This window comes from Pseudomonas sp. MN1F (assembly GCF_009391885.1).
Classification (GTDB): Bacteria; Pseudomonadota; Gammaproteobacteria; order Pseudomonadales; family Pseudomonadaceae; genus Aquipseudomonas.
The window spans coordinates 1-12204 of sequence record NZ_VZII01000013.1 but is presented as its reverse complement, the minus strand read 5'-3'; the positions used below and the strand labels follow the sequence as shown (position 1 = coordinate 12204).

Sequence of the window (12204 nt, the reverse complement as noted above, 5' to 3'; positions counted from 1 at the left end):
AGTCTCGCGACCAGTTGTGGTAATCATAACGATTCTCATTACCGCGTCAATCCCCTTCGTGCGCTTATTTCAGTTTTTTTTGGGTACAGGGCATTTCGCATCGAGTTGTTGATTGAGCGCTTCCTTGCGTTCGGCTGGCAAATCGTTCCAGTGCATGTCCAGCAATGCACCTTCAATGGCGTACAACAGCACCTTCGACGCCCGGAAACCTCGTGTTTTCACCGCTTGGTAGGCACCCACCGCGCCCAGCCGGCGCAAGTCCGATGCACTGTGGATACCGGCCGCGTGCAACCACTGCGCAGAGGTCTTGCCAAGATTCTTCAGGTGCTGCAATTCATCGTTCATCGAGCCTCCTTGCGATGGCTGAACGGGTCTAGGGGATAAATCGCGAGCAGGTCAGAGAGGAGTGTAGCGGGGGTTGGGAAATGCGCGGCCTTTTGCCATCGGGGACGACGAGCTGACAGTGGCGGCCTGTACCGGCCTCTTCGCGGGCGTGCCCGCGAAGAGGCTGACAACAGGAAACGGTGAACTTACAGGCCAGGCAGACGCTGGCGAATCTGCTCGATCACCTGGTCCATGCCGCTGGCTTCCTGGGTATCGATGCGGGTGCTGTGTACCCGCTCCTGGGCATCCAGTGGTTCACGGCTGGCCTGCTGGGCCTTGACCACCTCCAGTGTGGCATCCGAGGGGTCGCTGTTCTCGGCCTGGCGCTGCTCCAGCCAGCTGGCGATTACCGCTTCCGGGGCATGGCAGTCGAGGATCAGGAACGGCACGCCAGTCTCGCTGGCCACGGCTGCGGCGGCATGGCGCTGCTCAGCCTTGAGGTAGGTGGCATCGAGCACCACCGGGAAGCCGGCGCGCAAGATCGTCGCTGCCAGCTCATGCAGGCGCTGATAGGTCGCCACGCTGGCGTCCTGGTCATAGATGCCGGCAGCGAGCTGACCCGCATTCTGTTGCGTCTGTTCACCGAACAGGCGCTTGCGTTCTACATCCGAGCGCACGCGAACCGCGCCCAGCGCTTCGACCAGGCGCATGGCCACGTGGCTTTTGCCCACTGCCGAAACGCCGTGGGTAATGGCCAGCAGGCGGGAAGGGATGGCGCTGTAGCTTTCCGCCAGGTTGGCGTAGTTGCGGTAGGTGCGCAGGGTGGTGGCGCGCTGCACGGCATCGGCATCGGCCGACAGGCTGAACAGGGCGACCTTGGCCCGTACCAGTGCGCGGTAGGCCTTGTAGAAGTTCAGCAGTTCCAGGCCTGCGTAGTCGCCGGTCAGCTCCAGGTACTGGCTGATGAAGCGACGGGCCAGGCACTTGAGGCCACGGTCTTCCAGGTCCATGGCCAGGAAGCCGACGTCGGCGTAGACGTCGGTCAGGCGGAACGGCTCATTGAACTCGATGCAGTCGAAGATCACCACCTTGCCGTCGATCAGGGTGGCGTTGCCCAGGTGAATGTCACCGTGGCATTCGCGGATGAAACCATTGGCCTTGCGCGCCTGCAGCAGGCCATGCAGGCGCTCGAAGCTGCTGCGCGCCCAGGCCTGCAGGTTGTCCAGTTGCTGCAGGTCGGCTTTTTCGCTGAGGAACGGGCGGATCTGCTCGAAGTTCTGTTCGACCGGAGCCATCACGCTCTCCGGGGTGCCCAGCGGATGCTCCGGCGACACTTTCGGCGCTTGCAGGTGGAACTCGGCAATCTGCCGGGCCATCTGGTCGATGTGGCCGGTGTTCAGCTCGCCATTGGCCTGCAGGGTGTTGAGCATCTGGCCCTGAGGGAACTGGCGCATCTTCAGCACATATTCGATCGCTTCGCCGTCACCACCGATCTGTGGTGCTTCGGCACTGCCGGTGATCGGCAGGACTTCAAGATACAGCCCTTCGGTCAGGCGCTGGTTCAGGCGCAGTTCTTCGTTACAGAAATGCTGGCGCTGGCCCAGGCTGGTGAAGTCGAGGAAGCCGAAGTTCATCGGCTTCTTGATCTTGTAGGCGTACTCGCCAGTGAGCAGGACCCATGAGATGTGCGTCTCGATGAGTTGGAACCCGTCCACGGGGTGAGGGAACAGGGCAGGGTTCTGCAACGCGTTGATCAAGGCTTGGCTCACGGGAAATCCTTCCGGCGTCAGGGAATTCGAAAGCGCCATTATGGTCAATGGTGCCGTCCCTGCCTACCGCCAGAGGGCGCCTGCCTACCCTTTATAAAGTGCGTATAATCCGCCGCCATGACTCGAACCCGAAATCCCCGTACCCCTCAGAAACGCCCGACCGGCCGCTCGCGCGCCTGGCTGGGCTGGGCCTTGAAGCTCAGCCTGGTCGGCCTGGTGATCGTCGCCGGCTTCGCGGTTTACCTTGATGCCATCGTTCAGGAGAAGTTCTCCGGCAAGCGCTGGACCATCCCGGCCAAGGTGTATGCCCGGCCGCTGGAGCTGTTCAGCGGCCAGAAACTGAGCAAGAACGACTTCCTCACCGAGCTCGATGCCCTCGGCTACCGGCGTGAAAGCGCAGCCAGCGGCCCGGGTGCGGCGGCGATCAACGGCAATACCGTCGACCTCAATACCCGTGGCTTCCAGTTCTACGAGGGCATGGAGCCTGCGCAGTTCGTGCGTGTGCGCTTCTCCGGCGACTACGTGGCAGACCTTGCCGGTGCCAATGGCAAGAAGCTTGACGTGGTGCGCCTTGAACCGCTGATGATCGGTGGTATCTACCCGAAAAACCTCGAAGACCGCATCCTGATCAAGATCGACCAGGTGCCGCCATACCTGCTCGAAACCCTGGTAGCCACCGAGGACCGGGACTTCTACAGCCACTTCGGCGTGTCGCCCAAGTCCATCGCCCGGGCCATGTGGGTCAACACCTCGGCAGGCTCGATGCGCCAGGGCGGCAGTACCCTGACCCAGCAGTTGGTGAAGAACTTCTACCTGACCAGCGAACGTAGCCTCAGCCGCAAGCTGACTGAAGCGATGATGGCCGTGCTGCTGGAGATGCACTACGACAAGCGCGAAATCCTCGAAGCCTACCTCAACGAAGTGTTCGTCGGCCAGGATGGCCAGCGCGCGGTGCATGGCTTCGGCCTGGCCAGCCAGTTCTTCTTCAGCCAGCCGCTTTCGGAGCTGAAACTGCACCAGATCGCCTTGCTGGTAGGCATGGTCAAGGGGCCGTCCTACTACAACCCGCGGCGTTACCCTGACCGTGCGCTGGCGCGGCGTAACCTGGTCCTCGACCTGGTGGCCGAGCAGGGCGTGGCCAGCCAGGCGGAAGTCGATGCGGCGAAGAAGATGCCGCTGGGCGTGACCAAGCGCGGCAGCCTTGCCGACAGTTCGTTCCCGGCGTTCCTTGACCTGGTCAAGCGCCAGCTGCGCCAGGACTACCGCGACGAAGACTTGACCGAAGAAGGCCTGCGCATCTTCACCAGCTTCGACCCGATCCTGCAGATGAAGGCCGAAACCTCCATGGCCGAAACCTTCAAACGCCTGGCCGGGCGCAAAGGTGCCGACGAGGTGGAATCGGCGATGGTCGTGACCAACCCGGAAACCGGCGAAGTGCAGGCATTGATCGGCAGCCGCCAGTCCGGCTTTGCCGGTTTCAACCGTGCCATCGACGCCGTGCGGCCGATCGGCTCGCTGGTCAAGCCGGCGGTCTACCTGACCGCGCTGGAGCAGCCAAGCAAGTACACCCTGACCACCTGGGTGCAGGACGAACCGTTCTCGGTCAAGGGTGCCGACGGCCAGGTATGGCGCCCGCAAAACTATGACCGGCGTTCGCACGGTACGATCTACCTGTACCAGGGCCTGGCCAACTCGCTGAACCTGTCGACCGCCAAGCTCGGCCTGGAAGTGGGTGTGCCGAATGTGATCAAGACCATTGGCCGCCTCGGCGTCAACGTCGACTGGCCAGCCTTCCCGGCGATGCTGCTGGGCGCTGGCGGCATGTCGCCAATGCAGGTCGCGACCATGTACCAGACCATCGCCAACGGTGGCTTCAACACGCCGATGCGCGGCATCCGCAGCGTGCTCACCGCCGAAGGCGAGCCGCTCAAGCGCTACCCGTTCCAGATCCAGCAGACCTTCGACCCGGGTTCCATCTACCTGGTGCAGAACGCCATGCAGCGGGTGATGCGCGAGGGTACCGGCCGCTCGGTCTACAACGTGCTGCCAAGCTCGCTGACCCTGGCGGGCAAGACCGGCACCAGTAACGATTCACGCGACAGCTGGTTCTCCGGCTTCAGCCAGGACCTGCTGGCGGTGGTGTGGATGGGCCGTGACGACAACGGCAAGACGCCATTTACCGGTGCCACCGGCGCCCTGCAGGTCTGGACCAGCTTCATGAAGAAGGCCGACCCGCTGCCGTTGGACATGCCGCAGCCCGACAACGTGGTGCAGGCGTGGATTGATCCGTACAGCGGCCATGGCTCCGACAGAAGCTGTCCGGGAGCCGTGCAGATGCCGTATATTCGCGGCAGTGAACCGCCCGCCGGCGCAACCTGTGGCGGCGAGCAGAATCCCGTAGAGTCGGTCATGGACTGGGTCAAGGGCTGGATGAACTGAGCCCAATGCAGCATTGATGAGGTGTGAATTGAATAAGTGGCTGTTTCCTGCCGTGACGGCGCTGGTGGTGCTCCAGGGTTGTTCCAGCGTGCCGCGAGGCAACATTCCGGTAGTGGACTCGAGCACCCGGGTGTCCAATAGTGAGCGCGTCCAGGCCCACCGTTCGGCTGCGGGCATGAGCAACGGCACCGCGCAGGCACAGTCGCTGCCCGAGGACTCGGGTGTGACCGTGATGATTCCGCAAGGTGCGGGTGCCGCTGGCATCCAGACCTTCCCGGCGGGCAATGGCGCGGCGCCGATCAGTACCGGCCCGATCACGCCAGGCCCTGTCACGTCGGGCCCGGTCACTTCGGCACCGATGACCACCAATCCCAACCCGATCGCCGACGAACCGTTCGACATTGCTTCGATGAGCAACGCGCCGGTCGCTGCCAGCGCACCGACCGGCATTCCGCGTAGCAACGCGGCTTCCGGTGGCCTCTCGGCCGATGAACAGCTCGACGGCCCGGTACTGGCTTTGCTGACCACTGCCCAGTCGCAGCAGGGCAGCGGTGACTACAATGGTGCCGCGTCGAGCCTGGAGCGTGCCCAGCGCATCGCCCCGCGCGAGCCGCAGGTACTGTTCCGTCTGGCGCAGGTACGCCTGTCGCAAGGCGACGCACCACAGGCCGAGCAACTGGCCCGCCGTGCGCTGACCTACGCCAATGGTCGCCCCGACCTGCAGGCCGAGCTGTGGAACACCATCGCCCAGGCCCGTGAGAAGCAAGGTGACAGCGCCGGTGCCGCCCTGGCGCGGCAGAAAGCGCGGGTCAACTCGTGATGGTCGAGCAACGCATTCTCGATATCGCCGACCACCTGCTGCTCATCGAGCGTGAGCTGCAGGTGCAGGGTTGGTGGGATGACGCGCCGCCCAGTGACGAAGCGCTGGCCAGTACCGTGCCGTTCGCGGTCGACACGCTCAGCTTCGAGCAGTGGTTGCAGTGGATCTTCCTGCCGCGCATGAAGATCATCATCGAGCTCGGCCACCCGCTGCCCAATGCCTCAAGCATCCTGGTGATGGCGGAAACCGTGTTCACCGATCGTCCGGAAGAAAGTCGCGAGCTGCGCCGGCTGTTGGCAGCATTCGATCAATTGATCGCTCCTTCCGCCTGATTTCTTCAGTTTTTCCTTCAAGGGCCGCAGATTGTGGCCCTTTTTTATGGAAATCTTATTTATTCTGCTGCTGACTCGGTTTTTAGTGGTGGCAGGAATTCATCTTGGGGAAAAATTGGCAATAATTTTTCTTGACTTGTAGGCGCCAAATCACAAGAATCCAGATTCCGCTGTAGAGGGACTGCCAGAAGCAGACCCGCTAAGCAGATCATGAGGCGCATACCCGCGCCGCCTGTTACACCCCGCAACGCGTTACCTCGCGCTGGGTGGGAAAACCCCGCAACACTCTGGGGTGCTCCCAATACTTGCTCAGTCAGTGCTGAACGTTCGCTCATGCTCTGCTTGGCAGTAAACCTATTAAGACCCGCCCAGTGAGGGCGGTATTCTGGCGTTTTAGAGGTGAACAACGTGGAGCTTTTATCTGGCGCTGAAATGGTCGTCCGCTTCTTGCGTGACGAAGGCGTTAAGCACATCTACGGGTACCCTGGTGGTGCTCTCCTTCATGTTTACGACGCACTGTTCAAAGAACCGGAAGTGGAACACATCCTGGTTCGTCACGAGCAGGCGGCAACCCATATGGCGGACGGCTACGCCCGCGCCACCGGCAAGGCCGGTGTGGTGCTGGTAACCTCCGGCCCAGGCGCGACCAATGCCATTACCGGCATTGCCACCGCCTACATGGATTCGATTCCGATGGTCATCCTGTCCGGCCAGGTGCCTAGCACCATGGTAGGTACCGATGCCTTCCAGGAAACCGACATGATCGGTATCTCGCGGCCGATCGTGAAGCACAGCTTCATGATCAAGAACCCGACCGAGATCCCTGAAGTACTCAAGAAAGCCTTCTACCTGGCGCAATCCGGTCGCCCAGGCCCGGTCGTGGTCGACATTCCAAAAGATATGACCAATCCGGCCGAGAAGTTCGAGTACGTCTATCCGAAGAAGGTCAAGCTGCGCTCGTACAGCCCGGCTGTGCGCGGTCACTCCGGCCAGATCCGCAAGGCTGCCGAGATGCTCCTGGCCGCCAAGCGTCCGATCGTCTACGCCGGTGGCGGCGTGATCCTCGGTGGTGGCTCCGAAGCCCTGACCGAAATCGCCAAGTCGCTGAACCTGCCAGTCACCAATACCCTGATGGGGCTGGGTGGCTTCCCGGGTACCGACCGTCAGTTCCTCGGCATGCTCGGCATGCACGGCAGCTACACCGCCAACATGGCCATGCACAATGCCGACGTGATCTTCGCTGTCGGCGCGCGTTTCGACGACCGCGTGGTCAATGGCCCGGCCAAGTTCTGCCCGAACGCCAAGATCATCCATGTCGACATCGACCCGGCGTCGATCTCCAAGATGATCAAGGCCGACGTGCCGATCGTCGGCCCGGTCGACAGCGTGCTCAGCGAAATGCTCGGCATCCTCAAGGAAATCGGCGAGCAGCCTGACAAGGTGGCGCTGGATGCCTGGTGGAAGCAGATCGACGAGTGGCGTGGCAATGGCGAACTGTTCCCTTACGACAAGGGCGACGGCAACGTCATCAAGCCGCAAAAAGTCATCGAGACCCTGTGCGAAGTGACCCATGGCGATGCCTTCGTCACCTCCGACGTTGGCCAGCACCAGATGTTCGCGGCGCAGTACTACCGCTTCAACAAGCCGAACCGCTGGATCAACTCCGGTGGCCTGGGCACCATGGGCTTCGGCTTCCCGGCGGCGATGGGCGTCAAGCTCAACTTCCCGGACCAGGACGTTGCCTGTGTGACCGGCGAAGGCAGCATCCAGATGAACATCCAGGAGCTGTCCACCTGCATGCAGTACGGCCTGCCGGTGAAGATCGTCAACCTGAACAACGGTGTGTTGGGTATGGTCCGCCAATGGCAGGACATGGCCTACAACGGTCGTCACTCGCACTCGTACGTCGAGTCGCTGCCTGATTTCATCAAGTTGGCCGAGGCCTATGGCCATGTCGGTATCCGCATCACCAGCCTGAAGGATCTCAAGCCGAAGCTGGAAGAAGCGTTTGCGATGAAGGACCGCCTGGTGTTCATCGACATCGCGATCGACCGCAGCGAGCACGTCTATCCGATGCAGATCAAGGATGGCTCGATGCGTGATATGTGGCTGAGCAAGACGGAGCGTACCTGATATGCGGCACATCATTTCCCTGCTGCTGGAAAACGAACCCGGTGCTCTGTCCCGTGTGGTCGGCCTGTTCTCCCAGCGCAACTACAACATTGAAAGCCTGACCGTGGCGCCGACCGAAGACCCGACCCTGTCGCGTCTGACGCTGACCACCGTTGGCCATGACGAAGTGATCGAACAGATCACCAAGAACCTGAACAAACTGGTCGAAGTGGTAAAGCTTGTCGACCTGTCGGAAAGCGCTCACATCGAGCGTGAACTGATGCTGGTCAAGGTCAAGGCCACCGGTGCCCAGCGCGCCGAGATCAAGCGCACCACGGATATCTTCCGTGGCCAGATCGTCGATGTGACCGCCAGCGTGTACACCGTGCAGCTGAGCGGCACCAGCGACAAACTGGACAGCTTCATCCAGGCGATCGGCACCGCATCGATTCTCGAAACCGTGCGCAGCGGCGTTACCGGCATTGCCCGTGGCGACAAAGTGCTCAGCATCTAAATTCAAAAATTAGCGATGGCTCCGCAGGGGGCCGAGATATAACCAGGGGTATTTTCATGAAAGTTTTCTACGATAAAGACTGCGACCTTTCCATCATCCAAGGTAAGAAAGTCGCCATCATCGGTTACGGTTCCCAGGGCCACGCTCAAGCGTGCAACCTGAAGGACTCCGGTGTAGACGTTACCGTCGGTCTGCGTAAAGGTTCGGCAACCGTTGCCAAGGCTGAAGCCCACGGCCTGAAAGTTGCCGACGTGGCTACCGCCGTCGCTGCTGCCGACCTGGTCATGATCCTGACCCCGGACGAGTTCCAGGGCGCTCTGTACAAGAACGAAATCGAGCCGAACATCAAGAAGGGCGCTACCCTGGCCTTCTCCCACGGCTTCTCGATTCACTACAACCAGGTTGTTCCGCGTGCCGACCTCGACGTGATCATGATCGCGCCGAAGGCCCCGGGCCACACCGTTCGCTCCGAGTTCGTCAAAGGCGGCGGCATCCCTGACCTGATCGCCATCTACCAGGACGCTTCCGGCAACGCCAAGAACGTCGCTCTGTCTTACGCTTCGGGCGTAGGCGGCGGCCGTACCGGCATCATCGAAACCACCTTCAAGGACGAGACCGAAACCGACCTGTTCGGTGAGCAGGCTGTTCTGTGCGGCGGTACCGTCGAGCTGGTCAAAGCCGGTTTCGAAACCCTGGTCGAAGCTGGCTACGCGCCAGAAATGGCCTACTTCGAGTGCCTGCACGAGCTGAAGCTGATCGTTGACCTCATGTACGAAGGCGGCATCGCCAACATGAACTACTCGATCTCCAACAATGCCGAGTACGGTGAGTACGTCACCGGTCCGGAAGTCATCAACGAAGAATCCCGCAAGGCCATGCGCAACGCTCTGAAGCGCATCCAGGACGGCGAGTACGCGAAGATGTTCATCTCCGAAGGTGCTACCAACTACCCATCGATGACTGCCAAGCGCCGTAACAACGCCGCTCACGGCATCGAAATCATCGGCGAGCAGCTGCGTTCGATGATGCCTTGGATTTCGGCTAACAAAATCGTCGACAAGACCAAGAACTAAGTCTTATCGAAAGATGAAAAACGCGGCTTCGGCCGCGTTTTTTCGTTCTGACAGTCAGCTTCTGGTATAAAGCAGACCAGTGGCTCGCCGTCAGAACCTGTTTCGCGGGCCCGTGTCGAACATTTTCCATCCTGTTGCAAGGTACCCTCCATGAGCGAACGTCCCGAAGAGCCGAACAAGCCCTCCGACGCCGAAAGCCTGCTACCTGTCGATGAGCACATTGAAGAAGGGCATGACGCCGAAGGGCGCAAGGTGCGTCATCGCGGCATCTATCTGCTGCCTAACCTGTTCACCACCGCCAACCTGTTTGCCGGTTTCTATTCCATCATCAGCTCCATGAGTGCGCAGAGCGCTGGCGACCCGCGCGAGGCGAGCAAGTATTTCGCCTTCGCCGCCATTGCGATCTTCGTGGCCATGGTGCTCGACGGCCTCGACGGCCGTGTGGCGCGCATGACCAATACCCAGAGCGCCTTCGGTGCCGAGTACGACTCGCTGTCGGACATGGTCGCCTTTGGCGTGGCCCCGGCCTTGCTGGCCTTCGGCTGGGCGCTGGGTGACATGGGCAAGGTCGGCTGGATGGTCGCTTTCATCTATGTAGCGGGTGCTGCGCTGCGCCTGGCGCGTTTCAATACCCAGGTCGGCACTGCCGACAAGCGCTACTTCATTGGCCTGGCCAGCCCGGCCGCCGCCGGTGTGGTCGCCGGGACCGTCTGGGCATTCAGCGACTACGGCATCCAGGGTTCGAAGCTGTCGTTCCTGGTGGCACTGCTGGTTGCCGCTGCCGGCATGCTGATGGTCAGCAACATCAAGTACAACAGCTTCAAGGAGCTGGACCTCAAGGGGCGCGTGCCGTTCGTGGCAATCCTCGCGGTGGTGCTGGTGTTTGCCGTGGTGTTCAGCGACCCACCGCGCATCTTGCTGCTGATATTCCTCGCCTATGCGGCATCGGGGCCGATCCAGTTCCTGCTGCGCGGTCGTCGGCGCAAAGCGTGATAATGATTTAATGCTGGAATAACCCTCCGGCTCCATAGTCTTACTGGTACATCCGATATCCAGTGCTATGGAGCCGACCATGCTCTTCAAGCTTCCCAGGTCTTCCGACTGCAAGGCAGCGGAGATCACCCCCGAAGGTATCTACCTTTCCCGTCGTACTTTGCTCGGTGGCTCGCTGGCCGGTCTGGCCCTGGGCGCGTTGCCCGGCGGGGCGAGCGCGGCTGATGTGTCGCGCTATGCCGATGTGGCGCCCGGCGCTGCGCCAGGCTGGTTCACTGACAAGCTCGCTGCCGCTCGCTGGCAGGCGGTGACGGTCAAGGACGAGGCGATCACGCCGTTCAAGGATGCCACTCACTACAACAACTTCTACGAGTTCGGGCCCGACAAGGGCGACCCGGCCGCCAATGGCGGCAGCTTGAAAACCGAGCCTTGGTCGGTCGTGGTGGATGGCGAGGTGGGCAAGCCAGGGCGCTATGCACTGGAAGACTTCGTCAAACCCTATCAACTTGAAGAACGCATCTACCGGCTGCGCTGTGTCGAGGCGTGGTCGATGGTCATTCCCTGGCTGGGTTTTCCCTTGGCGCAGGTGCTCAAACAGGTCGAGCCGACTTCGAGGGCACGCTATGTCCGTTTCGAGACGCTGAAGGATCCGCAGCACATGCCCGGGCAGCGTTCAGGCTTTGCCTTGATCGACTGGCCATATAGAGAAGGCTTGCGCCTGGATGAGGCGATGCATCCGCTGGCGATTCTGGCCGTAGGGATGTATGGCCGGGAGCTGCCTAACCAGAATGGTGCACCGTTGCGTCTGGTGGTGCCTTGGAAGTACGGCTTCAAGAGTATCAAGTCTATCGTGCGAATCAGCCTGGTGGCCGAGCAGCCGGAGACTACCTGGCAGGGGCTGGCACCCGATGAGTATGGCTTCTATGCCAATGTGAATCCGACCGTTGACCATCCGCGCTGGACTCAGGCGCGCGAGCGGCGCTTGCCCAGCGGGCTGTTCAGCCCCAATGTGCGGCAGACACAGATGTTCAATGGCTACGCCGATGAAGTGGCGTCGCTGTATACCGGTCTCGATCTGAGGAAGAACTATTGATGCGCTATCCCTGGTTGCGTCTGGGCATCTTTGTCGTGGGCTGTTTCTTCCCCGTGTGGTGGTTGTATGAGGCCGCAATGAGCCTGCTGGGGCCGGACCCCGGGAAGATCATGATGGACCGCCTTGGGCTTGGGGCGCTGACCTTCCTGCTGGTTACCTTGAGCATGACGCCACTGCAGAAAGTCACGGGGTGGTCGGGCTGGATCGTGGTGCGGCGACAGCTGGGGTTGTGGGTGTTTGCCTATATCGTGCTGCACATCTTGGCCTACCTGTTCTTTATCCTTGGGTTGGATTGGGGGCAGTTGGCAGTTGAGCTGCGCAAGCGGCCTTACATTATTGTCGGTGCGCTCGGCTTTCTCGGGTTGCTGGTGCTGGCGGTTACCTCGAATCGATATAGCCAGCGGCGACTGGGCGCGCGGTGGAAGAAGCTGCACAGGCTGGTTTATGGGGTGCTTGGTCTGGGGCTGCTGCACTTCCTGTGGATCGTTCGCTCGGATCTGAGGGAGTGGGCTGTTTATGCAGGCGTTGGTGCTGTGCTCATGTTGATGCGGGTTCCTGTGGTTTCGCGGGTGCTTCCGAGGCTTGCTCGGAGGCAGGGGAGGGCGGTTTGAGGGTGGGGGCTGGCGAGCACCTGGTGGCCCTGACGCGGTCTTTTCCTCTTATATTTCAATTTATTGAAATTAAAGGTTGACGGCCTTTCGAATCCCCTTATAATGCGCCCCACTTCCAGCGACA

At 61.1% G+C, this 12204-nt stretch carries 11 protein-coding genes; 9 read left to right on the top strand and 2 right to left on the bottom strand.

Going from position 1 to position 12204, the window contains the following annotated elements; translation table 11 throughout:
* Positions 1-69: 69 nt before the first annotated feature.
* Complete coding sequence (locus F6X59_RS08575; protein WP_152955870.1) at positions 70-345, bottom strand: TfoX/Sxy family protein; 276 nt, start codon at positions 343-345, stop codon at positions 70-72.
* Between the two features lie 185 nt (positions 346-530).
* Positions 531-2093, bottom strand: coding sequence for a bifunctional aminoglycoside phosphotransferase/ATP-binding protein (locus F6X59_RS08570; protein ID WP_346652441.1), 1563 nt, complete (start codon positions 2091-2093; stop codon positions 531-533).
* A gap of 117 nt (positions 2094-2210) precedes the next feature.
* On the opposite strand from F6X59_RS08570, the gene mrcB reads away from it, so the two are divergent.
* From mrcB to msrQ, 9 genes are all read left to right on the top strand, one after another.
* Positions 2211-4532, top strand: coding sequence for a penicillin-binding protein 1B (mrcB, locus tag F6X59_RS08565; protein WP_152955868.1), 2322 nt, complete (start codon positions 2211-2213; stop codon positions 4530-4532).
* A gap of 16 nt (positions 4533-4548) precedes the next feature.
* Positions 4549-5352, top strand: a complete 804-nt coding sequence (locus tag F6X59_RS08560; RefSeq protein WP_152955867.1) for a tetratricopeptide repeat protein — start codon at positions 4549-4551, stop codon at positions 5350-5352.
* Positions 5352-5684: a YqcC family protein gene (locus tag F6X59_RS08555; protein ID WP_152955866.1), complete on the top strand. Its 333-nt coding sequence runs from the start codon at positions 5352-5354 to the stop codon at positions 5682-5684. Before F6X59_RS08560 ends, F6X59_RS08555 begins: the two co-directional genes overlap by 1 nt.
* A gap of 408 nt (positions 5685-6092) precedes the next feature.
* On the top strand, positions 6093-7817 hold the full coding sequence (locus tag F6X59_RS08550; protein ID WP_372240335.1) for an acetolactate synthase 3 large subunit: 1725 nt from the start codon (positions 6093-6095) through the stop codon (positions 7815-7817).
* Position 7818: 1 nt separating this feature from the next.
* A complete protein-coding gene (ilvN, locus tag F6X59_RS08545) occupies positions 7819-8310 on the top strand; it encodes an acetolactate synthase small subunit (protein ID WP_003250040.1) in 492 nt (163 codons plus the stop codon).
* Between the two features lie 56 nt (positions 8311-8366).
* Complete coding sequence (gene ilvC, locus F6X59_RS08540; RefSeq protein WP_003250043.1) at positions 8367-9383, top strand: ketol-acid reductoisomerase; 1017 nt, start codon at positions 8367-8369, stop codon at positions 9381-9383.
* Positions 9384-9533: 150 nt separating this feature from the next.
* A complete protein-coding gene (gene pssA / locus F6X59_RS08535) occupies positions 9534-10376 on the top strand; it encodes a CDP-diacylglycerol--serine O-phosphatidyltransferase (RefSeq protein ID WP_152955864.1) in 843 nt (280 codons plus the stop codon).
* Between the two features lie 79 nt (positions 10377-10455).
* On the top strand, positions 10456-11469 hold the full coding sequence (msrP, locus tag F6X59_RS08530; protein ID WP_152955863.1) for a protein-methionine-sulfoxide reductase catalytic subunit MsrP: 1014 nt from the start codon (positions 10456-10458) through the stop codon (positions 11467-11469).
* Complete coding sequence (gene msrQ, locus F6X59_RS08525; protein ID WP_152955862.1) at positions 11469-12080, top strand: protein-methionine-sulfoxide reductase heme-binding subunit MsrQ; 612 nt, start codon at positions 11469-11471, stop codon at positions 12078-12080. The genes msrP and msrQ overlap by 1 nt, the downstream gene beginning before the upstream one ends.
* Positions 12081-12204 lie beyond the last annotated feature (124 nt).